The 21,139-nt window shown below is 67.3% G+C and carries 19 protein-coding genes and 2 pseudogenes; 2 read left to right on the top strand and 19 right to left on the bottom strand.

What is annotated here, in order from left to right; genetic code table 11:
* Positions 1-78 precede the first annotated feature (78 nt).
* The 17 genes from ABD333_RS37560 to ABD333_RS37480 form a co-directional block, all read right to left on the bottom strand.
* Positions 79-1,329, bottom strand: coding sequence for a nucleotidyl transferase AbiEii/AbiGii toxin family protein (locus ABD333_RS37560; protein WP_344547352.1), 1,251 nt, complete (start codon positions 1,327-1,329; stop codon positions 79-81).
* A 3-nt stretch (positions 1,330-1,332) separates the two neighbouring features.
* Entirely contained in the window at positions 1,333-1,773 is a 441-nt protein-coding gene (locus ABD333_RS37555; RefSeq protein WP_344547350.1) for a hypothetical protein, read from the bottom strand.
* 65 nt (positions 1,774-1,838) lie between these two features.
* Positions 1,839-3,038: a nucleotidyl transferase AbiEii/AbiGii toxin family protein gene (locus ABD333_RS37550; RefSeq protein ID WP_344547351.1), complete on the bottom strand. Its 1,200-nt coding sequence runs from the start codon at positions 3,036-3,038 to the stop codon at positions 1,839-1,841.
* A gap of 3 nt (positions 3,039-3,041) precedes the next feature.
* On the bottom strand, positions 3,042-3,482 hold the full coding sequence (locus ABD333_RS37545; RefSeq protein WP_344547350.1) for a hypothetical protein: 441 nt from the start codon (positions 3,480-3,482) through the stop codon (positions 3,042-3,044).
* Positions 3,483-3,541: 59 nt separating this feature from the next.
* Positions 3,542-4,309, bottom strand: coding sequence for a hypothetical protein (locus tag ABD333_RS37540; RefSeq protein WP_344547349.1), 768 nt, complete (start codon positions 4,307-4,309; stop codon positions 3,542-3,544).
* 1 nt (position 4,310) lies between these two features.
* On the bottom strand, positions 4,311-4,823 hold the full coding sequence (locus ABD333_RS37535) for a hypothetical protein (RefSeq protein ID WP_344547347.1): 513 nt from the start codon (positions 4,821-4,823) through the stop codon (positions 4,311-4,313).
* 210 nt (positions 4,824-5,033) lie between these two features.
* Positions 5,034-6,203, bottom strand: a complete 1,170-nt coding sequence (locus ABD333_RS37530; RefSeq protein ID WP_344547346.1) for a nucleotidyl transferase AbiEii/AbiGii toxin family protein — start codon at positions 6,201-6,203, stop codon at positions 5,034-5,036.
* Positions 6,204-6,556: 353 nt separating this feature from the next.
* Complete coding sequence (locus ABD333_RS37525; RefSeq protein WP_344547345.1) at positions 6,557-7,666, bottom strand: hypothetical protein; 1,110 nt, start codon at positions 7,664-7,666, stop codon at positions 6,557-6,559.
* A 172-nt stretch (positions 7,667-7,838) separates the two neighbouring features.
* Positions 7,839-8,927, bottom strand: coding sequence for a DnaB-like helicase N-terminal domain-containing protein (locus ABD333_RS37520; RefSeq protein ID WP_344547344.1), 1,089 nt, complete (start codon positions 8,925-8,927; stop codon positions 7,839-7,841).
* Positions 8,927-9,736, bottom strand: coding sequence for a hypothetical protein (locus ABD333_RS37515; protein WP_344547343.1), 810 nt, complete (start codon positions 9,734-9,736; stop codon positions 8,927-8,929). The genes ABD333_RS37520 and ABD333_RS37515 overlap by 1 nt, the downstream gene beginning before the upstream one ends.
* Complete coding sequence (locus ABD333_RS37510) at positions 9,733-11,652, bottom strand: type IV secretory system conjugative DNA transfer family protein (protein WP_344547342.1); 1,920 nt, start codon at positions 11,650-11,652, stop codon at positions 9,733-9,735. The genes ABD333_RS37515 and ABD333_RS37510 overlap by 4 nt, the downstream gene beginning before the upstream one ends.
* The gene (locus tag ABD333_RS37505) at positions 11,649-13,244 is read right to left on the bottom strand and encodes a hypothetical protein (protein WP_344547341.1); all 1,596 of its coding nucleotides are present in this window, start codon (positions 13,242-13,244) and stop codon (positions 11,649-11,651) included. Before ABD333_RS37505 ends, ABD333_RS37510 begins: the two co-directional genes overlap by 4 nt.
* Positions 13,245-13,405: 161 nt before the next feature.
* The gene (locus tag ABD333_RS37500; protein ID WP_344547340.1) at positions 13,406-14,938 is read right to left on the bottom strand and encodes an SCO6880 family protein; all 1,533 of its coding nucleotides are present in this window, start codon (positions 14,936-14,938) and stop codon (positions 13,406-13,408) included.
* Positions 14,935-16,467, bottom strand: coding sequence for a hypothetical protein (locus tag ABD333_RS37495; RefSeq protein WP_344547339.1), 1,533 nt, complete (start codon positions 16,465-16,467; stop codon positions 14,935-14,937). Before ABD333_RS37495 ends, ABD333_RS37500 begins: the two co-directional genes overlap by 4 nt.
* A gap of 220 nt (positions 16,468-16,687) precedes the next feature.
* A complete protein-coding gene (locus ABD333_RS37490; protein ID WP_344547338.1) occupies positions 16,688-17,455 on the bottom strand; it encodes a DUF8175 domain-containg protein in 768 nt (255 codons plus the stop codon).
* Between the two features lie 6 nt (positions 17,456-17,461).
* Positions 17,462-17,812, bottom strand: a complete 351-nt coding sequence (locus ABD333_RS37485) for a DUF6112 family protein (RefSeq protein WP_344547337.1) — start codon at positions 17,810-17,812, stop codon at positions 17,462-17,464.
* Positions 17,812-18,636: a MinD/ParA family ATP-binding protein gene (locus ABD333_RS37480; RefSeq protein WP_344547336.1), complete on the bottom strand. Its 825-nt coding sequence runs from the start codon at positions 18,634-18,636 to the stop codon at positions 17,812-17,814. Before ABD333_RS37480 ends, ABD333_RS37485 begins: the two co-directional genes overlap by 1 nt.
* Positions 18,637-19,478: 842 nt before the next feature.
* On the opposite strand from ABD333_RS37480, the gene ABD333_RS37475 reads away from it, so the two are divergent.
* Together ABD333_RS37475 and ABD333_RS37470 are read left to right on the top strand one after the other, a co-directional pair.
* Positions 19,479-19,994, top strand: coding sequence for a hypothetical protein (locus ABD333_RS37475; protein WP_344547335.1), 516 nt, complete (start codon positions 19,479-19,481; stop codon positions 19,992-19,994).
* 227 nt (positions 19,995-20,221) lie between these two features.
* Positions 20,222-20,548 (top strand): cytochrome P450, encoded by a 327-nt coding sequence (locus tag ABD333_RS37470; protein ID WP_344547334.1) that lies wholly within the window; start codon positions 20,222-20,224, stop codon positions 20,546-20,548.
* Here the strand turns inward: ABD333_RS37470 and ABD333_RS47695 are convergent.
* Both ABD333_RS47695 and ABD333_RS37465 read right to left on the bottom strand, forming a co-directional pair.
* A pseudogene (locus ABD333_RS47695) lies at positions 20,545-20,691 on the bottom strand (SAM-dependent methyltransferase); the annotation flags it as partial. The gene ABD333_RS37470 and the pseudogene ABD333_RS47695 overlap by 4 nt on opposite strands.
* Positions 20,655-21,106, bottom strand: a pseudogene (locus ABD333_RS37465) (SAM-dependent methyltransferase). The pseudogenes ABD333_RS37465 and ABD333_RS47695, both read right to left, overlap by 37 nt.
* Positions 21,107-21,139 lie beyond the last annotated feature (33 nt).

Below are 21,139 nucleotides of genomic sequence, written 5' to 3'. Positions count from 1 at the left end.
CGTCTCCGACACGACCTGCTCGCGAAGCCCGCTCTTCGCGTGCCGATGATGTGTCGAGCCGACCGCCGTTGTGATGCGCTACAGCGACCATGAGGTGTCATCGGCAGTCACCTCCGCCGCTGGCGGAGCGTAGGGCTTCTGCTGGAAGGGCGGAGCCTGCTGGAAGGGCGGAGCCTGCTGGAAGGGCGGAGCCTGCTGCAAGGGCGGGAAGTGCTTTTGATGGGATGGGAGTGCGGTGACGCGTGCGGTCACTGCCGCCGGTGTGATGCTGGTCGAGCCGGCGTCCGACAGGCCTCGGATGGCGCGCCGTACAGCGACTTCGGCCTCTCGGTCGGGTACCGGCAACTCCAGCCGCCGGGTCATCTCCTCACGCAGTCTCAATACCTCCGTGACGCGGCCCTCTGCCTGCTCACGAAGGAAGGCAGCCATGTGTTCAACATCAACGGAGTCCCCGGGCCCTGCCGCGTCGGCGACCGCCGTTGCTTCCTCGGCCGCAGCCAACGCCCCCTGAGCAGCTATGCCCGTGCGCACGAACTCATCCGAGAGTTCGTAGTCGGTGTGCAGCGACTGCGGGCTATGAGCGTGGACGCGGCCCCAAGCGTCTGCTGCCTGTTCGGGATCGAGGGCATGAAAGCCCGCTGCCACACCTGTACTGCTCATGGCCAGCGCATGGCCGGCTTCAGGCATGATCGACTCAGCCCGCGCCAGCAGGTCGTGTCGTAGTTCAGCGGTCTGGTGCGGGGTCAGGCCATATCGGGCGAAGCTCTCGTCGGGAAGATCGGCGGCCTCGCCAAGCTTCAGACGGAAGACCGCCGCCTCCCCAACCGTCGCAAGGGCCCCGCCATGCTGGTCGACGAACTCTGGTCCCAGGGTCAAATACATGTGGTGCAGGTCAATGAAGTCCTTGGCTTCCGATCGCTGCCCCATAGCTTCGACCTTGCCTTGAACACAGTCCTCCACCGCCATCACCGGAAGGCCGTCGACTTCGGCCGGTTCGTAGCCCATCATCTTCGGTACCAGCGCGATGCCGACCGGGCCGGCCTGCCGATCGCGAGTGTCGACGACAGTCAAGGCGGCCGAATGCTCAGACAGGGGATGCGTGACGGTTTCCACCACCTGATAGCCCTCCTCCGCAAGTGCTTCAACCAGCTCAGCGCGAGCGGTGATGCCGTCGTTGTCGGGCAAGGTGAACAGATCGATGTCGTCGATGGGTCGGTCGGTGATGCCGTGGGCGCGCAGGGCCATGCTGCCGCCGAGCATGTAGCCGTGCGTGGGGCCGATGGTGTCCAGGGCGAGTCGTGCGAGCCGCCACTTTTGCCGCTCGTCCACTGCTCAGTTTCCGGTGCGTGGTAGTTGGGGGAAGCGCTGCTCCCAGACGCGCATGATCGAGGGTTCGGTGAGGCCGGGCCGCCACATGCCGATGAGCAGATCCGGGTTGAGAACCTGGATCTGCAGGTCGGCGTCGGCGCTGGCCAGGGCCGCGCGATACACCTCCCGCACCAGGCGCTTGTCGTCGAGCGGCAGCTGAGCCGGTATTTCACCGCGCTGCAGGCCGGTGGAGACGTCGAGGGTGCCGGTGGCCGGACCCCGCAGGTCCTCCCACCGGTCAACGACCGCGAAGCCGTGTGCGGCGATCCAGCGCGAGGTATGTGGATCGGTCATGGCCTGGGCGATGTCGGGCGCCAGACGTCCCTCGTCCACGGCTTTGGCGACCTGGTCGAGCTGAGCCTGCCGGGCACGGGCGAGAGTTTCCGGCGACAAAGGGATGCTCACGGTTTCCTCCTTGTGGACTGTTCTCGATGACACCTGCCGCGCGGAGCGGACCGATGCCCAGGCCCCTACAACGACCAGGACGCGTCGTCCGGCGGGGCATCCGGGGTTGGTGGCGCATAGGCGTCTTGCTGGAAGGGCGGAGATTGGGTCTGGTGAGGTGCAGGTGCCGTCACGCGTTCGGTCACTGCCTCTTGCTCGATTGCGCTGGCGCCGGCGTCGGCAAGGCCTTTGATGGTGCGCCGTACCACGACCTCCGCTTCTCGGTCGGGTACCGACAGGTCCTCCCGCCGGTTCAGCTCAGCGCGCAGGGTGAAAAGCTCATTGATCGCCGACTCGGCATGGTCGCGAAGCCGCACGGCGGTCAGGTCGGCGAGAACATCGTCAGCGAACGCGGGCGAGGCGGCAGCCGCCTCGGCGTCCTCAGCCGCAGTAGTGGCCGCGTCGGCATATTCTTCAGCGCGCGTAACTCCGCTCCACACTTCATAGTCGCTGAGCATCGACGCTGGGTGGTGGTCGAGGATCCGTGCCCAGGCCGCTGTCGCCTGTTCGGGTTCGACGGCATGCAGTCCCGCTGCCGCTCCTTCGCTGCTCATGGGCAACGGATTGGCGAACCCAGGCGAGATCGAATCTGCCCATGCCAGGAAGCTGTGCCGCAGCTCGGCGGTCTGGTAGGGCGTCAAGCCGTACTGGGCGAAGCTGTCGCCGGGAAGTTCGGCGACCTCGCGCAGTTTCAAGACAAAGTGCGTCGCATCCTGCCTCGTCTCGATCAGGGCTTCGACCTGCTCGTCAACGAAGCCCGCGCCCAGGGCCATGTCCATATGGTGCAGGTCGACGAAGTCCCGAGCCTCCGTTCGCACGCCGATGACCTCAGCCTTGCCTTGAACGCAATCTTCCACCGCCATCACCGGTAGGCCGTCGATATCGGCGGGGTGGTATCGCATGACCATCTCTGTCAGCGAGATCATGACCGGGCCGGCCTGCCGTTGCTGAGGGTCGACGACAGCGAGGTGGGAGACATGCTCGTTCGAGGGCTGGAGGCCGATCGCCCCCACCCGAAAGCCCTCATCCTCAATGGCGTCGATCAACTCAATGCGGGCCGCGGCGCCGTCGTTGTAGGGCAGGGTGAACAGGTTGATGTCGTCGATGGGTCGGTCGGTGATGCCGTGGGCGCGCAGGGCCATGCTGCCGCCGAGCATGTAGCCGTGCGTGGGGCCGATGGTGTCCAGGGCGAGTCGTGCGAGCCGCCACTTTTGCCGCTCGTCCACTGCTCAGTTTCCGGTGCGTGGTAGTTGGGGGAAGCGCTGCTCCCAGACGCGCATGATCGAGGGTTCGGTGAGGCCGGGCCGCCACATGCCGATGAGCAGATCCGGGTTGAGAACCTGGATCTGCAGGTCGGCGTCGGCGCTGGCCAGGGCCGCGCGATACACCTCCCGCACCAGGCGCTTGTCGTCGAGCGGCAGCTGAGCCGGTATTTCACCGCGCTGCAGGCCGGTGGAGACGTCGAGGGTGCCGGTGGCCGGACCGCGCAGGTCCTCCCACCGGTCAACGACCGCGAAGCCGTGTGCGGCGATCCAGCGCGAGGTATGTGGATCGGTCATGGCCTGGGCGATGTCGGGCGCCAGACGTCCCTCGTCCACGGCTTTGGCGACCTGGTCGAGCTGAGCCTGCCGGGCACGGGCGAGAGTTTCCGGCGACAAAGGGATGCTCACGATGACTCCTAGCTGCGCTGTGTTCTTGGAGATGACAGGCGGCGCATGGTTCGCCGACTTCACATGGTTTGTGAGGGTCCGGGCGGGGGGTCGTGGACATGGGACGTGGCGTCGTAAGGCTCTTGCGTGTTCTCCACCTGCCTGTCCTGCTGCACTGGAGCATGCGCGGTCCGTTGTGCGTTGCCGGTCCTCAGGCCGCGCGCGGCGGCGCTATGCCGCTCAGCGGCCTCCCGATGCTCCTTGGCTGCCGTACGCAATATGCTGATGACCGCCTGGTCCGCGGCACGGGCACGAGCAATCGTTCGAGCCGTGACGTCGCCCAGCGCCTGCCACGTCAATACTGCGGGGCCTTGGTCGCGATCAACGGCGCCTTGTTGGGTCTCCGCCTGCCGCTCCAGTTTCTCGGCGATACTAAGCTCGCGTGCTGCCTGCCGGTCCAAGCGGTCTGCCTCCTGCAGGGGGTCCAGCTCAGCGGTCTCGAAGTGCTTCGGTCGGCCACGTGGCTCAGTGGCGCGGAGGTAGGCTTCCAGAGCCTTGCGCGGCCCGATCGCCACCACCTGCAACAGGGGCAGTTCACCCGCCTGAGGCGGAGGCAGCTCTTTGTAGAAGATGCGGTACCGACCCGGCTGACCTTGGATGTCGAAGAAGACCTGCCGGAGACCACCTGGGAGCCGGTGCAGTTCACGACCTCGCTCCACCCCCTGCACCAGTCGGTCGAGCCGAAGGAGCGCGATGCGCTGCAGGCGTTCGTCGGGCAGGTCGAGAAGATGCTGGAAGACCTCGTCGTCGGCGAGCAGCGTGAACTGATCATCGTTCTTCCTGGCCACCTCAGCTGTCGGCCTCCCCTCTCCCCTCTAGGTCCTCTGGCAGATCGATGCCGATTCTTGCGGCCAGCTGCTCGATCGTGATTGCCGGCAGGCTGTTCTTGGCCTGCAAACGAGTCAGCCGTTCCTTCAGCTCCGGGGCGGACAGGACCTCGTCGACGGCGTCGGCCAGGTCCGTGTACCGCTCAAAGGAGACCAGCACCCCTTCGGGCTCTGGCGGCTTGCCCCGCCGGCCCGCGCCCACCGCGACGGGGTCCGCGGCATCGCTCAGTTCCCGGAAGGTCATCAAGATCTTGGACAGCTGATCACGTGCCACGCCCACGGTCAGCACCTGAAGCGGCGGGGAGGCCGAAGCGACCTGTTGGAACAGGGCGAAGGACATGAAGACCGCTTCGGGGACGCGATGGGCGCCCACGATGACAGGCTCGGCCGTGGCTCCCTTCTCCCGGAACGTCTTCAGCACCTTGGGCAGCTGGATACGGGCATTGGCCACGGTCAGCACGGGACGAACCTCCATGCCATCGAGGCTAGCAAAAGCTGTACATATAGATGTACGTCATTCGGAGCCGCTATGCAGCACATCCTGCGAGCCGTCGACACGCTGGCAGCCTGGCTGGCTGCCCTCGTGGCAGCATCGTTGCGCAGCAGCTGCGTTTGCACCTCGACCCTCGCGATCACCGAGGGTTTCGACCCAGGCAAAAGGTGCCTTGCATGCGTGCTCATTGCTCTACAGCCCCCAGGAGTCGGAGGACGGAGGCTCCAAGGCCTTGGCCGGCTTCGATGCCTCCTCACCGAGAACGGACGAGTTATGGCCCTGGCTGGGCGCTGCTGTGACTCGGCTCAGGACGGCATCCTGTGTCAGGGCTTGATGGTTGGCGTGCAGGCCCTTGATCGCACGGCGGACGGCGACCTCTGCGGCTCTGTCGTCACCAGGCTGGGTTAGCCGGCGGTAGATCTCGTCGTGCAGTTGGTACTCCTGGGCGGTCGCCCGGTCGACGTGCTTCTGGAAGGCATCGGCGAGAGCAGACCTCGGGCCAGTTGCCTCAACCTCCTCAGACGTCACGTGCCCGATTTCGGCGGCTATGTCGGCGTCGGCGCTGGCGCTGACGAACCTCGCGGTCAGCTCGTAGTCGGTAAGGAGCGAGACCGGCTCGTTGGCCGCGATTCGTTCCCAGGCCTGCGTCGCCTGTTCGAGGTCGAGAGCCTGAGTGCCCACTGCCGGGCCCGTGTTGCTCACCTGCAGCTCATTGTGATGAGGGGGGACCAGATCGCTCGCCCAGGCGAGGATGTTGTAGCGCAGATATGCAGCGTCGTCGGGTGGCAGGTTGTACCGCGCGAAGCTCTCGTCGGGGATGTCACCGACCTGGGAGAGCATCAGACTCAGTGAGAGGTCGTCGTCGAGGTTCCTCGCCGTGCCCAGGTGGGCATCAACGAAGTTCACTCCGTAGGTGAGGTCGAGGAAATGCAGGTCGACGAAGTCCTTAGCGCTCAGCCGAGTGCGCAGAGCTTCACCTTTGGAGTGGATGCAGTCTTCGATCGCCATCACCGGGTAGCCGCCGATGTGGCTTGGTTCGAAGTCCATCATGATCTGCACAAGCTGGAGCTCCACGCCTTCCGGCTGATGCGGATCGCGAACTTGTAGGTGTACTTCGCTGCCATTCGGCGTGGTTCTCAACGTCTGAACGTCGTACCCGGCTTCGGTGAGAGCGGATACGACTTCAACGTGGGCGGCGGTTCCATCGGCGCCGGGGAGCGCGAACAGGTCAATGTCATGGACGGGCCGGTCGGTCACGCCGTGCGCGTGCAGCGCCAGGCCGCCAGCAAGGACATAGCCGTGCCGGGAACCGATCGTGTCCAGAGCGATCCTGGCGATGCGCCACTTGTCCTCCTCAGCCATCGGATCGCCGCCTAGCGCGGCGGCGTCGCAGGCGGCGCTGCTCCCAGAACGGGCGTGACGGGTACCTCGAGGCGTCCCGGCGCTCTGGCAGGGTCGGAACATCTGGCTTGAGGATCGCATCCTCGTGGGCTGTGGTTACCTCGCAATGCGCTAGGCGAGGACGCCCGCGAGGAGCAGTCGTGGCGGCACGCCGGGAGGCCAGCCGCAGATCGGCCGGGCCGTGAGCGATGTCTGGGGCGAGTTGCTGAGAAACAACGGCTTGGTGGATCTTGTCGACGTGTGTCCCACGGCCTTGGCGCAGACGTGCGATCGGGGGGGACTGCCCGTGGATTCTGGCCTGTGCGCTCATTGCGTCACAGCCTCCAGTGGTCGGGAGCTTGCGGCTTCACTTCCGCGTTGGAGGCCTCTTGGCCGGGCGTATACGGATCCTGATGGGGGGTGGGCACTGCGGTCACTCGGGCCAGAACAGAGGCCTGCGTCGGTTCCTGCTCGCCGAGACCAAGGCCCTTGTATTCTCGGCGGACGGCGACCTCTGCGGCCCGGTCGTCGCTGGATAGGCGCATGCGCCGCTGGATCTCCTCGCGTAGCCGCAGTGCCCAAGCGGTCGCCGCCTCGGCAAGCTTCTTGGCCGAGGCCGACTTGGCGGACCCGGTGATCCCTTCGGCGGCTTCAACAAGTTCTCTCGCGATCTCATAGTCGGTGTTGAGGGACAGGGGTTGGTTGGCTGCGATGCGTTCCCACGCCTGCACCGCCTGGTCTTGATCAAGAGCATGGAGCCCTGCCGCAGGGCCCTTACTGCTCACTTTGAGATGGTTCTCGATGTCGGGCAGGATGTCGTTCGCCCAATCCAGGACGTGGTGGCGGAGATCGGCCGCGTCGGCGGGCGTCAGCTGGTATAGCGCGAAGCTTTCATCCGGAATGTCGCCCACCTCGGACAGCATCAGACGCAGGCTGTAGGCGTCCGCGGCGGTGTTTGCTCCCAGGTGCTCATCGACGAAGTCGGCACCGTAGGCCAGGTTCAGGTAGTACAGGTCGAGGAAATCCTTAGCCATGGCGAGCGTGCGCAGAGCCTCGCCTTTGAGATGGATGCAGTCGCCAATCGCCATAACCGGCAAACCATCGATATGTTGCGGCTCGAAATCCATCATCACTTGGGCCAACTGGATCTGGACGGGTGCCATCGCCGGCTGGCGGGGGTCGTGAACGTCAAGGTTGGCAGCGCGGCCGCCGTCTGAGTACATCGAGGTCTGCACCTGGTACCCGGCGCCGGTGAGAGCGGCTGTCAGCTCAGCGTGTGCGGTGGCGCCATCGCTGCCGGGCAGAGCGAACAGGTCAATATCGCCCATGGGGCGACCAGTTACGCCGTGCGCACGCAAGGCCAAGCTGCCCGCCAGCATGTAGCCGTGTTCGCCGACGGCGGTCAGCGCGACCCTGGCGATACGCCACATGTCCTGTTCATTCATTAAGGCACCGCCTCGGGCAGGCAGCTTGCGAGCAGCTGCGGTTCAATCAGCGCTGGGGCGAAGTCAGGCGCAGGGCGTCCCTGGCCGGCCGCGTTGTTCATCAGGCCCAGTTGAGTCTGGCGAGCTCGGCTGCGGAGTTCTGGTGTTGGCGAGGTATTCATGAAGGCAGGCGTCACGAACCGGAAGCAAACGCTGTGTGTTCGTGCGCGGCCGTGGCCGGCAGCAATTCAGCAACGGCGGGCGGTGCGTCCTCCGCCGACCAGTTGGTGGGATCGTGCGGGTCGAAGGCGGCCGGTTCGAGGTCAGTCGAATCTGTGTGCCTGACGGCGTTCACGGCGGTACGCCGCAGCGCTTGTGCTAGCACGTGCCGACCCAGCCCGACGACGTCTGTTTCCGTGGCCGCCGCTGGCACGGCCATTGTCAGGATCCCTGGGGCCAGGTTTGCGTCGGCGAGACCCTGACGTTGGGCCTCCCACAGCACGGTCAGCGCGTCCACCGGCTCACCGCGGTGATGCAGCATCAGCGCGACCGCGTACAGCTCACCGATGGAGGCGTCGGCGAAGTCGCCGGGCTCCAACCAGCCCTCAATGGCCTCAAGCGTGCCCGGGGTGGCCAACACGGCCGCCAGCAGATGCCCTTCCTCTGGCTGAGTCAGGGAGGTAACGCTGACGGCGTCCAGTTGAGCTTGTGAGGCGGCGAACTCTACCGTGACGTCCGATGGTCGTGCGGCGATGCGGGACACGGTGTATGCGACCGCGTCGGCGATGCCATCGATCTCGACATCGATGGTGTATCGCCAGGCCATCAGTTCCTGCATGACGTCAAGGACCGCCTCGGTCTCGGCTGCGCCGTGCACGGCCGGGTCGTCGGCCTGGTCGGCGGCGTGCTGGATCATCGCTTCGGCGTACCGGCCGACGAGCCGTTCGAGGTCGGCGCGCAGCACGAGTTGGCCGTAGCTGACGGTGTTGTTGAGGTGGGCGGTGGTGGCTATCAGCGCCATCACATAGGGCATCTCCAGGCCTGGCACCTGCGTCACGAAGGTATTGAGGTAGCGCCGCAGCTGATCGTGCGTGGTGCCGGCGGGCATGCCGGGCAGTCTGGTACCGGCCTGGTAGGTGTCCACGAGGGCCTGGTAAAGGGAAGCGTGCTGGGCTTGCGTGAAGTGCTGGGGCGTCAGCCAGGCGGCGACCTGTCCTACGTGCTCGGGGTTGCGCAGCAGAGCGCCCAGGAGCGCTTGCTCGGCCATTGAAGCTGCGTTCATCACTGCTCCCTACGTTGGTTGCTCGCTGCTCGGCGGTCTGTCTGTTGGTCGGCCTCGGCCTGGGACCGCTCATATCGGGCTGCCGTCTCGTCCAGTGCCGCGCTGAACGGGTCATCTGCAGGGATGCGGACGTGCATGCCGCCGGGCCGTCCGATCCACCAATGATCGTCATAGCGGACCGGGCCCTCTGGCGTGACCATCCGAGCGGCCCCGGTATCGAGCAGGCTTTGCAGCCGCTCGCGTGTCAGCACGGTGGTGAAGTCCTGCCCGGTGCCTGCGGCCGCAGCCGGTGTCCGATCTCCTGCTGGAGGGCGACGGGTGGCGCGCCGGGCAAACTGGGGGGTGGGATGGCGCTGCTGATGGGTGGCCCCTGCAGACGACCCTCGCCAGGCATGGAAGTGGTCATCGGTGCGCCACAGGGCGGTGTGCTGCTCCTGGTGGGCGCCTTCGGCGACGCATCGGCTCGGGTAGCCGAGGCGTTCGGTCACCCGGTCCAGGGCGTCGTGCCATTCGACCAGTGAGGAATCGCGCTGGTTCGCCGCTTCCACATAGGTGCGCACCCAGCCGACGTACAGGGCGGTGAGGCGGTTGAGGCCCTCGGGATGCCGATACCAGCAGTGCGGGATCTTGGTGCTCAGCCGGGGGTATTCGGCCAGCAACCACTCAACCCACCGCTTCATTTCGGTGAGCCGGTGACGCCGCTCGGCAGGTGCCATGGCAGCCCACACCCACCGCAGTTTGATCGAAGACGTCCCCGCCGCCGCTGAGAGCGCTTCGCTGGTGTCGGGCCGATCGGTGCGCGCCGTCATGGCTTCCCGACCTGCTCAGTCCCAGGCTCGGCCGTGGCCGTCGGGGCGTCGGTGTCGCGGGCTGCCCAGCGGTCAGCTTTCGCCAGCAGGGACCTGATCAGCGCGTGTGCCTTGAGCAGACGGTGAACCTTCATCGGGGCTTGGGCCGGTGCTCCTGCCAGCGCGCGTAGTGCCTTGTTGGTCTCGGAGTTGCGCAGGGCGATGCGCATCGGAGGCAGGTTGTCGTACTGCATGACCGACTGGCCGATCTTGAGCTGGTTGAGCTGGAAGGGTGCGGCCAGGTGCTCCTTTTGCTGCCCGGTCGAGGTGGAGTCGCCGGACTGGCTGTGGGTATAGCTGGTGCGGTCGACCAGGGTCTCGCCCATCAGATCGGTGAAGAATTTCAAGGTGTCGTGGTCAGCGACGCCGGGCAGCAGCATCCGCAGCCGTGACTGGTTGATGACGGTCTGGGCGGCGTCGGCGCCGTACAGACGGCGCAGTTGCGGCAGGTCATGCCACAGGGTCAGCAAGACGATGCCCAGGCCGCGGGCGTTGGTGAGCAGTTGAGCCAGTTCGCTGTAGCGGAACACGTTGCCGGCCTCGTCCAGCAGCAGCGCCAGGCGCGGGTCGATCGGCTGGGGTGCGGTACCCGGTGCGCGGCGGTCGTTGATGCGGTCGTACTTCTTCAGGGCGCCGTGGACGATGGAGGCGATCAACGCCGTGAAGATCGGGCTGAACTGTTCGACCTCGGTCAGCGGGGTGACGATGAACAGGGTGCCCTTGTTGTCCAGGATGTCATCGACCGAGAAGTCGCTGCGGGCGGCCGACGCGCGGGCCTGCGGGTCGGTGTAGGCGTCGATGAGGGCGTTGGCGGTAAACATGACGCTGCCGATGCCGTCGGGGTGCATCGTCCACGTCGTGCCGTACTGCCGCAGAGCCGCGAAGTACTGGCCCTGCCGCAGGATGTCGGTGACCTCGGATGCGGCGTCGCGGCCCCGGGAGACCCAGTCGACGAAGGTGTCGATACCGCCGCCGTTGTGATGGGCGGCCAGCAGCAGCGGCCCGATGTACTGCCGTGACTTGGTGACCCACGGTTTGGCCCGCGGATCTTCCAGCGCGGCGGCCTCACACAGCCAGCGCGCCATCCGGTTGGCGGCGATCTCGTCGGTGGCGTAACTGACCGGGGACCAGCATGCGGTCTTGAAGCCAGAAGCACCGGTCGGCGCCACAATGTACACATGGCCTGCTGCGGCGATCTCGCGCCGCCGGCTGAGCATGTACTCGATGTCGGGGGCCTTGGTGGTGGTGATGACGGCCGGGCCGTCCCACTCCAGCGCGTTGGGCACCACCAGGCTGACAGTTTTGCCGGACCCGTTGACGCCGAAGGCGCATCCCGACGCGCCCGGGTGCGCGGCCAAGAGCTTGCCGGTCTTGTCGCCGTGCCCGACGGTGAGCCGGTAGGGACGCCGGGCCGGATCCTTGCCGACGGCGATCTTGTTCTCGTCGCGGCGCCGTCCCCACTGCGCACCGGCGTGGTCACCTTGGCGGTCCCGATAGGCGTTCAGCGCTCGCCAGGTCAGGTACCCAAGTGCGGTGACCACGGCCGCTAGCAGCGGCCAGAACAGCCAGGCCGGACCCAGCGGTCCCGCCGCAGGCGCCGCCTTGCGCCATGCCGCTTCCGGGGCACCGGATACCAGCAGTTCGCCGGCGAACGTCGGTGCCCGGTCGAAGGTGTCGGCCTGCCAGCCGTGCCCTGACAGCAGGGCGGTCAGGAACGCCGCCAGCCACACCGTCCATGCTCCGGTGAACACCAGGACGACGGCGGCGGCCAGGAGGTACATCGGTTCAAAGCCGCCCTGCCCGCCCATTCCGCGGCTGCCCCAGCCACCGCCCCAACTGCCGCCCGGGCCGCCACCCCACCCGCGGTGCCCCATCATGGTTGCGCCCTCGAAGGTGGTTCGATGCGCGGTTGCGTGTTCTGGCCGCCCTGAACTGGTGTGACGTTGTGGGGGCGGAGGTCAGGAGCGTCGAGGGTAAGGAGAGCGGGTTCTGCGCCGTCGACGGCCGGTGCGTGGTGTTCGCGCGCGTCGGGTTCGTGGCCGTCTACGCCGTGGTCGCCGGGGCCCGGACCGTCGGGGGTGGGCGCGTCGGGTGCGAAGTCCTGCGGGCCGGTGTCGGAGATCGGGGCGAAGTCGGTGTTGGTGAACGTGGCCTCAGTCGGGCTGCGGATGTGTTGGATGACCAGTGATCGGTCTCCGCCGATCCACCACAGGGCCTGACCGGGGTGCAGGCGCCCCAGCCACTCGGCCTCCTTGTCGGTGACGCCGAAGTAGCTTTGGCACAGGGGGATCTGCTGGGGTTTTTGCCGGTAGAACACGATCACTCCGGCGTCGGCGATCAGCGACATGGCCAGCCGGTCCAGTTCACTTCCGGCGTCGCCGGCGGTCATCAGGTCGGCCGGTTTGTGCATGACCAGCCAGTTGGAGATCAGATGCTGGCGGGCCAGTTTGAACCGGCTCTGGTGCCACCTGAGGGTGCCCAGCGTCATGTCGGCCCAGGCTTCGTCGGCGATGTTGTAGCGGCGCATTCGGTGCGCCGAGATCGCCGCCTGCAGCCACGCTGAGGCGCAGATGCGCACCAGCGGGAGCGCTTCGCGGCGTTCGGCCAGCACCGCCGACAGGTTGACGGTCAGGAACCGGCCGCGCGGGTCGCGTTCGACGGTGGTGGGGCCGTCGAACATGCCTTTGAGATCGCCGTCGACCAGCCGCTGGAAGCCCATGATGAGATCGGCGGTCGCCACCCGCAGCTCTCCCTTGTCCAGCGGCAACTCGGCGATCGATGCGCTGGAGGGGTGCTGCATGACGTCGACGACCTCGGGCAGGATCGGCACCCGCATCCGGTCGCCCGGCGACGCCGCCACGGTCGGCTGTCCGGCGCCGTCGACGGCGCGGCGCAGCTGTCCGTCGGTCAGCTCGGCGATCGAGATCCGGCACAGCGTCATCTCGGCCTCGGTGAGATCGCGGCGCAGCACGCCAGTGCCCAGCGCCTGCAGCATCGACAGGTGCCGATCTTGCACCGCGGTGGGGTCCTCACTGCCGCCGACGACGAAGTCGAACGGGTTGAGCCGCGCCGCACGGCCAGGCCCCAGATAGATCGGCTCGTAGCCGAGGAAGTGCGCCAGGTCGGTGTATTCGTCCTTGGGATCGGTGACGAAGGCGCCGCGGCCGAACTCGAACGCACGCGCTACTCGGGTCTTGACCTCAGTCGACTTGCGGGAGCCGATCTCACCGAACGTCATGCCGTTGGGGTTGGTGATGACGCCCGCGTCGTACCAGTCCCACGGATCGAAGCAAAATGATCCGCCGCCCAGGATGTTGTGGCCGACCAACGGCCCGAGCGCACCCAAGCCGGCGTCGGCCTGCCAGGGATAGATCGCCTGCAGGTTCATGGTCGAGGTGCGATGCGGCGGCAGCCGCAACGCCCCCACCTGGCGGCCCGACATCGGGCGCAGAGCGCCGTCTCCGATCACGCCAGGCACCCGTTCGGCCCGCATGCGCTCAGCCGCGGAGGTTGTGGTGTCGCGGCGGCGAGAGCTGGGTGCGGCCGCCGACACCTGCACCTGATCTACCCGAAACCCAGACTGGGAGCCGCGATCTCGCCTACGGATTCTCACTGGTGATCACCTCCCCTTCAGCTGGCGGCGTCGCGGAGCAGGCCCCAGCGCAGGCCCCGGCACAGCGGCAACGTGGCGGGAAAGGCGACGTCCTGCTCCCCATACAGGCGGCGTAGCTGCAGCATCGTGGCGCGGGTTTCGATTTCGCCGCAGGCTTGATCCAGCAGCTCGGGCGTAGCGGCTGAGATTCGGACCAGCCCGATGAACCGATACAGAGCATGCCCGCTGGCCAGTTCCTCGTCCTGTCTGGTGAGCGTGGCTGACTCACGCCGGTCCCGTGCCGAGCGCCGGAACCCGTATCGCGCTGCCACCGCCTCGTTGGCGCCCTTGGCAGTGTCGGCCCGTGCGACCTCGTCAGCGGCCCTGCGCGGATTGAGTGGCTGCATCACCACGCTGACCGTGCGGGTGCACCGAGTTTCCAAGATCAGACCCTGCAGGAAGTCGCCGAACACGCGCTTGCGGGGCCACTCCGATACCCAGAAGATCGCGTGGTAGGTGTCGTCAGTGCGGTAGTAGGGCCAGGTAGCGTGCGCGGCCATCGGCCCCGCCTCGGCGGCCGACGCGCCTCCTGCGCCCTCGGCGCTGTAGTCGGTGCCCCGGGTGTCCAGCTTCCAGCGGGCGCCCGGCTCGTAGGCGCTGCGCAGCAGCTTGTGGATGGCCCGGGGAGGCAGGGCGCCCTCGGCGGTCACGCCGGTGTTGGCCAGCGCCTCTTCGATCTGTGCGCATCGCTGCAGCAGATAGGTGCACGCACCCTCGTCGCCGCCGCCAAGGTGGCGGATCTGCCGGCGGACCCTACGCGGGTCGAGCATCACCGCCAGGTGGGTCTCGTGCCGCAGGGTGACCGGACGAGCCAGATCCAGCAACTGCTCATAGGAGGCGGCGCTCGCCTGGGTACCGCCCCCGCCATGCGCGGCCCATTGCCGCACCAGCCGATCACCGGAGTCGGGGACGGTGGTGTCAATGACCTGCAAGCGGACGATGCCGCCGCCGGAATAGGCGATCGACGACAGCAACTCGCCCCACATCGCCAGCCGCTGATCCTGGTCCTGCACCGTCAGCAGCTGAAAGGCGGTGCCCCGGGTCGCGATGATCGCGGTGTAGCTGTGGCGGCGTCGGTCCTTGATGACGCCGACCGTGCCCGCCGGGGTAGCCACCGACAACACCGCGATCCCCGCCAGCTCGCCGGGCAGCTCCAGCGGCTCGAGCCCGTCGTGCGCCGGTTCGGGCGGCGTGCGGCTCGTATCGGCGGCCGGGCCGCCGCGGTACTGGGTCCAGCCCAACCGTGCGCGAATCCCATACATCACGCCCACGCGGGCCCATTCGCCCAACGCACGGTCACCGATGGGCACCCACACCGCCGCCACGGCGGCCGCCATCACTACCAACCCGGCCGAAAGTCCCCACCAGCCATACACCAGCAGCCGCACCAGCAAGAACATGCCGCCGAACAGCGTCAGGATCGACCCCATGCCCAGCCCCAGCAAGATTCCGCCGGTCTCTCGCGGCCCGAACTCATACTCACGCCGCCGGTAGCTGTCTGCGGTCGTCACGTGCTTCCTCCTTCGGGTGGGCTGATGGGTCTCGGTACGGGTGCGGTCGGCACCGGCGGCGGGCTCGGCGTGGCCGCGTCCGGCTGCGCGGATTCAGCGGACTGCGGGCTTGCTGCCCCGACCGCTGGTGCTGGTGGCCCCACGCGGCGCCGATAATGGGCGGTACCGGCTGCCGAACTCGCCGGTGTGACACCACCGGCCGGCGGTGTGCCGGCACCCGCTCCCCCCGCCGGCGCCGGACCGCCGAGTGAACCCGGCCCCGCCCCGCCGCCTCCCGCGCCGCCTCCCCCTGGACCACCGTCGCTGCCCTGAGGACCTGTGCCATCGCCGGCCGAAGGACCGGCCTCCAGCTCGCCTCGGATCACCCTGGCGCCCAACGCGGGAGCCCCGCCGCCTGCGTCGCCACCGGCCGCCAGGGCCTTGCCGCCAAAGCTCATCGGCGCGGTGAGCATCTTGCGGGTCGAGGTGGGCAGCTCTGGATGGGTGGGAGCGTCGGCGTCACCGGAGTCGGCGTCGTTGTCGGTCGATGGTTCCTGGCCGGTGAAGCCGCCCGGTACACCCGTGCCGCCGACTGCGTTGGCTACCTGGGCGGCTCTGCTGGCCAGCGAGCTGACCGTTCCAGCGATGGCGCCGGTCGTCGCAGCACGCATGCCCTCGGTCGACACACCAGGGTGAAACGCTCCGCCGACCATCCCGATCATCCGCATCACCAGCCACCACGACAGGGCGCCCAGCATGTACAAGCCCACTGCAACGATCAGGTTGGAGGGGGTGGGGCGGTCAGCGCTCTCCTTGAGGCTGTTTGACGCCAGTTTCAAGTCCGCCGCGATCACGATCTTGCACAGCATCAGCGACAGCAACATGTCCATCAGCCGCCGCGCCCCTTCCCGAGCCTGCGGCCACACCGCGCCACCGACGATCAACGGCCAGAACAGCACACAGAGATCGACGGCCAGACGGCGGATCACCATCTCACACCAGATGATCAGGAACGCGATGATCATCAGAATGCCGAGGATGACGACCAAGATCATGGGAAGCCCGGCCGTGGCCGGGTTGCCGCCGACCGCCGGGTTGGTCTGGCTGGCGGCTAGGCTCCCGGCAATCTTCTTCAACCCGCCGTCACCTTCGGCGACTTCTTTCCAGCCACCAGGCCCAAGGATGTAAGCGCACACGTAATCGACCAGGCTGTTGCCCATCAGTACCAGCGTGCCGATCAGTCCGGTGCTGACCCCGGCCACCAGGAGCCGGGCCACGGCAGTGCCCAGTTCACGGCCGTTTCGGCTAACGCCGGCATAGGTCACCGCACACAGAAACGCGATCACGGCGAACCAGGCACCGACGGTGGTCATGCTCGAATACGTTTCGCGGAACCACGCCTTGTCCAGATCAGGGCGGCCCGAGGTGTCCAGATGTTTGGCCACCTCGGCGGCCAGCCAGACCGCCCCGTCCACCACCAGCCCGGCGATGCCCTTGAGCGCCTTCTTGGCCGCGCCCCCTGCCAGACAGCCCGGATCGAACTTGGACATCCAGCCGTCGCACTGATCAGCGGCGGAGGCCGACAACGCCGCCCGCTGAGGCTGTGCCCCGGCGACGGCCGCCGCATCCCAGCGGGACGCGGCCTGTGCGGTGGAGCCTGAGCCGAGCATGAGGGCGGCGCATACGACGATGGCTACACACGCCCAACTCTGCAGCATCCTGCATCGGCGCCGGGCCGGACGGTCGGCCGGGCGGCGATGACGTGTGGGGTCAGCGGACGGCATAGATCGGAACCGTCCCAGTCAACCCGGTCAGCACAGAGCCAGCGACGGCATCCAGGCTTTGGCCGGTGGAGGGCTGCCAGCCGGTCGACGGCGCGAAATACCCAGTGGGAATAGGCCCTACCTGCGGCTGCTCTCGCTGGGAGAGCAGTTTCCAGTCGCCGTCCCTCCAACGCAGTTGATAGTGGCCGAGCCCGTAACCTGCGGCGGCCAGCCCGTATCGCGCGGCCAGGTAGGTCGCCGAATACACCAATACGGTCACCTGGTCAGGGCTGTAGCGACCTGCCGTTTTCAAGGCGAGCGGGACCGTGCGCAGCGCATAGGGCTGGCCCTGCTCGGCTTCGTCGGCGATGGTTCCCAGGATCGCTGAGTCGGCGGCCTTGCCCAGGTGGGCCCGCACCGCCTGGCGGTGCTCGGGGACGGCGATCGCGGCCACCAACCCGTCCAGCGACTTCCCCGTCAGCGACAGCGGTGATCCGATCGCCGCGGCGTAGTTGGCCGCAGCTGCCTTGGCGCCCGCTTCGGTGTGCGGGAAGCCGACCGGCACACCCGCCGTCACCCGGGCCGGACCGGCGGCGGCCAACGGGCCATCAGCAGCGGGGGCAGGGGGCGCGGACGGTGCCGGGGCCGAGGGCGTTGCCGAGGGTGTACTGCTCGCGCGGCCGATCACCACACCCAAAGCGAGCAGCGCCAACGCCACAGCCGCGCCGAGCGCGCGCCGGGTTGTCGTCGTGTCCAGCTGATTCCCGAACACCACCGAGCCTCACCCCACCGAGATGCTGGCGCCCAGATTGAACGCCCAATTGGCGAGCGCGGGTGCGGCGCCGATGAGGACAAAGACAGCCAAGGCCGCGAACATCCCGACCCGGCCGACAATCGCGGCCATCGGATTGCCGATCCATCGGCCGAGCCCGAACACGATCAGGGAAATCACGCCGCCGGCGAATCCCCCGAGGAGCCCGTAGGTCATCAACGCGCCGACGACCTGGGTGAGTGCGTCTGCTCCGGGCGCGTTCTGCGACGGGGTGATATTGGGGACCGGACCTCCACTGGGACTGGGAGGATCCGCCCATGCCGCGAGCTGATGGACCCGCCACGCGAGATCGGCGATCACTAGGCGGCTCCTGTCTGTGACCCGGGCATGCTGCGTGCGATGACGTGTGCCAGGGACTGATAGGCCTGCATGGTCGGTGCGGCGAGTCGGCGGATGTCGATGGCCGTACCGCCAGCCAGATGCGGATCCCAGGGCACACAGACCACCGCCTGCACGATCGGCTGCAGTTGCTCAGCGATACGCTGCGGCGCGATTCCGGGGTCGCCGGGCCGTATTGCGTTGACGACAACGACCGAACGCTTGAGCAAGGCGCCGTGACCGCGGGCCAGCACCTGGTCCATGGCCGCACCCGCCATCGCCGCCGAGTCACTCCGCGTGCTCATCGGAATCACGAGCAGATCCGCCCGGGCGAGCACCACCGTGGTGATCGGGTCTACCAGGCCCGCGGCCGTATCGGTGATCACTATCGGGTAGCGGTCTGCCAGCTGGCGCCGCAGCGCGCGATAGCCGCCGACGGTGAGCGTTTGCTGGGAGATCCTGCGGTCGCCGCCCACGACCACCAGGCCACCAGGAACGCGCCACAGCGAGCGGGGCCCCGTTGGTCGCGGCTGGCCAAGCAGATCAAGGACGCTGGCCGCGTACCGCGGGCTACCAGCCCGGTGGGCGAGCGTTCCGCCATGCGGCGCGACGTCCAGGGCCACGACGCCGCCTCCATACAGCCCGGCCAGCGCGGACCCCAGCAGCAACGCCAGCGTGGTGCGGCCCTCTCCTCCCTTGACTCCAGCCACGGCGATGTTCCCGCGCAGCCCCGTCAGCAGGCAGCGATCGCCCCGCTCCTGGTCCGTTCCTGGCCGGGGTGTCGGCTCCGTCAATGGCTCGGCCACAGCCCCCGTGAGCACCGAGCTGTGAGATACCGGTCGATCACCCGCCGTGCCGGCGGCCGACAGCGGGGGCGCCGGTAGCGGCTTGGGCGGCGGCGCCTTCATCCGCTGTGGTGGCTCGGCTCTAGTGCGTCCTGGACGGCCGGAAGTCCCGGGCAGGGGCGGTGGGGTGCTGCCCCTGCCCGGGGGCTGAAGCCCAGGCGCGTTCGACAACTCCGTCCCGGAGGCCGGTCGTCCTGGCTGCTCCCGCCGGCCCAATCGCCGCTTCCCGCGCGTGGGCCGCCGCCAATCGGGCGGTTCCTTGCTCTGATCCTGGTCGCGGGAGGTGGATACACGCGCCGGGTCCGCCTCGGCCAAGGGTGTCGAGCTTCGGCGTTCTCGTGCCACGGCTGAGTCCGGTGTGGCTTCGAGCAGCCTGCGCAGGCTTACCGGCGACTCGGCGTCACTCGAGGAAGAAGTCCGGTCAGGCACCTGCAGCTCCTAGAGATGTGGCAGATCGAGGAGAATCGCGCTGGCAGCGCCATCGAGCAAGAAGGTCGTCCCGTGTGTGCAATGGCTGGAGGACGCGCGGTCCTGTGTGTGGCCGACCCGATGCGCAGGTCTGGTCGGACGGACCGAGCCGGTGATGCCGTGACGTCATCCCAGGTACCTCGCGCCCCCCAGCCAAGCGTTCGCACTCCGTCACCTGCAGGAGGTGGCGAAGTCCGTCCCATCACCTTGAGGTGATGGCCTCTGATGAGAGTAGAAAGCGTCACCGACTCTGTCAACCGCAGCTCATGACTCTTTGCCTGGAGGTGATGGCGGCCGTAGGATGGTTACGTGTACGACGACGCTTGGGGTACCCGGTGACCAACACCACCTTGCCCGGCGGTCAACGGCCGATGTCCTTGGCCGAGAAGATCACGTTCCTCTTTGAGAATCTCGACGAGGGCATCGACCCTCGAACCGGCAAGCCCTACCGCTATAAGGAAGCCGCAGCAGCGATCACGGACAAGACCGGTAAGGAGATCACTGGCAACGGCTTGTGGAAGCTGATGACCGGCAAAACTCAAGATCCCAAGAAGAGCACCCTGGAGGGGCTGGCTGCGTTCTTCGAAGTCGAGATCGACTATTTCTTCGACAACGCGACCAGCAAGAGGGCCGCCGAACGTATCGCCGCGAGAGCCGCCGAACGTGCAGAGCGGCAGGCCGAGCTGCTGGATCTGTTGGAAAAGAACGGTGTACCACAGGTACATCTGCGTCAGCTGTCCGACCTGTCTCCGGCCGGCAAGCAAATGATTGCCCAGGCCATCGCCCAGACGCTCAGGGTAGAACAGCTCGAACGAGAAGCCGCTGAACGTGACGGTCCCTCCTCCAAGTGACCTTGAGGCTGACCGAGTCTGTCGCCTTCACCTGTGCTGGGCTTCATTTGCGCCCGCAAGGGATTCCTGGGCGGGCCGTGTCGTCCCAGACATGCAAGCCAAGAGCGCTCTGCCACCCCGATGCTTGCGGACCGCTCGACGAGTGCGCCGACGACGCGTGCTCGGGTGCCTGAGGATATGGCCGGTCGCTCGCCCAGAGTGGAACTGCCTTCGCGCCCTGCTCGCTCATGGTCTACGCGGCGCAAAGCCTGGCTTGGCCAGGTCGGGTACTGCTGCTCATCGGGGCCGCCAACCGGGACCCGCGGGTGTTCCCAGATCCGGACCGCTACGACATGGGGTGCGACACCCGCCCCATGACCAGCTTCGGTAAAGGCCCGCGCTCTTGCCTGGGTGCTCAGCTGGCACGCCTGGAGGCCCGTGTCGTGCTGCGCGAGCTGGTGGCTCTGGTCAGCGAGGACTACGGAATCGACGCTGGCCTGGCCCGGCCACTGTTTGCGACGGTTCACGGCTTCGCCCGCCTGTCGACGATAATCATGCCGCGGCGAGACCACTAGACCGAAGGCTTCTGGCCGATGCCGACGCGCCAGGAGCCGTTGCCTTGTTCGACCATTCCGTCGGCCAGCTCAGGTCGCCAACAGTGCGCGTCCACCATCCCGGGCTCTAGAAGGTCCAGTCCATCGAAGAAGCGGGCGATGGCGGCCGGGTCGCGCGGGTAAATCCCCTTGGCCTGCGATTGGCGCCACACGGCTTTGTTGGCTTCTGCGACGCCTCGTCGAAGCCTTGAGGGATGGTGCAGTGCGACAGCGCCAGAAAGCCGCCTGGCGGGAGGGCTCGCTTGTAGGTCTCGATGATGGCGTGCGGGTTCTGGTCGTCGGTGACGAAGTGCACGACGGCGGCGGCCAAGATGGCCACCGGCTCGCTGAAGTCGATGAGCTCGCGCGCGGCTGCTCGATGAGTTTGTCGGGCTGGCGTATGTCAGCTTCGAGGAATTTGACGCCTGCGTCGGTGGCCAGCAGGGCTCGGCCGTGCACGCAGACGATCGGGTCGTAGTCCACATACAGCACCCGGGCATCGGGCGTGGCCTCGCGGGCGATCTGGTGCACGTTCTGCATGGTGGGCAGGCCGGTGCCGATGTCGATGAACTG

It is taken from the genome of Actinomadura fulvescens (assembly GCF_039533225.1).
In the GTDB taxonomy this organism is placed as follows: Bacteria; Actinomycetota; Actinomycetes; order Streptosporangiales; family Streptosporangiaceae; genus Spirillospora; species Spirillospora fulvescens.
The sequence above is the reverse complement of the archived record's forward strand: the minus strand, read 5'-3'. Positions and strand labels throughout refer to the sequence as shown.

Bases quoted from the DNA above. Each gene is read 5' to 3' on its own strand.
- ABD333_RS37530 (WP_344547346.1), bottom strand. From the start codon at position 6,203: ATGGCTGAGGAGGACAAGTGGCGCATCGCCAGGATCGCTCTGGACACG.
- ABD333_RS37495 (WP_344547339.1), bottom strand. From the start codon at position 16,467: ATGTCCAAGTTCGATCCGGGCTGTCTGGCAGGGGGCGCGGCCAAGAAG.
- ABD333_RS37520 (WP_344547344.1), bottom strand. From the start codon at position 8,927: ATGAACGCAGCTTCAATGGCCGAGCAAGCGCTCCTGGGCGCTCTGCTG.
- ABD333_RS37510 (WP_344547342.1), bottom strand. From the start codon at position 11,652: ATGATGGGGCACCGCGGGTGGGGTGGCGGCCCGGGCGGCAGTTGGGGC.
- ABD333_RS37535 (WP_344547347.1), bottom strand. From the start codon at position 4,823: ATGGAGGTTCGTCCCGTGCTGACCGTGGCCAATGCCCGTATCCAGCTG.
- ABD333_RS37470 (WP_344547334.1), top strand. From the start codon at position 20,222: ATGGTCTACGCGGCGCAAAGCCTGGCTTGGCCAGGTCGGGTACTGCTG.
- ABD333_RS37515 (WP_344547343.1), bottom strand. From the start codon at position 9,736: ATGACGGCGCGCACCGATCGGCCCGACACCAGCGAAGCGCTCTCAGCG.
- ABD333_RS37525 (WP_344547345.1), bottom strand. From the start codon at position 7,666: ATGAATGAACAGGACATGTGGCGTATCGCCAGGGTCGCGCTGACCGCC.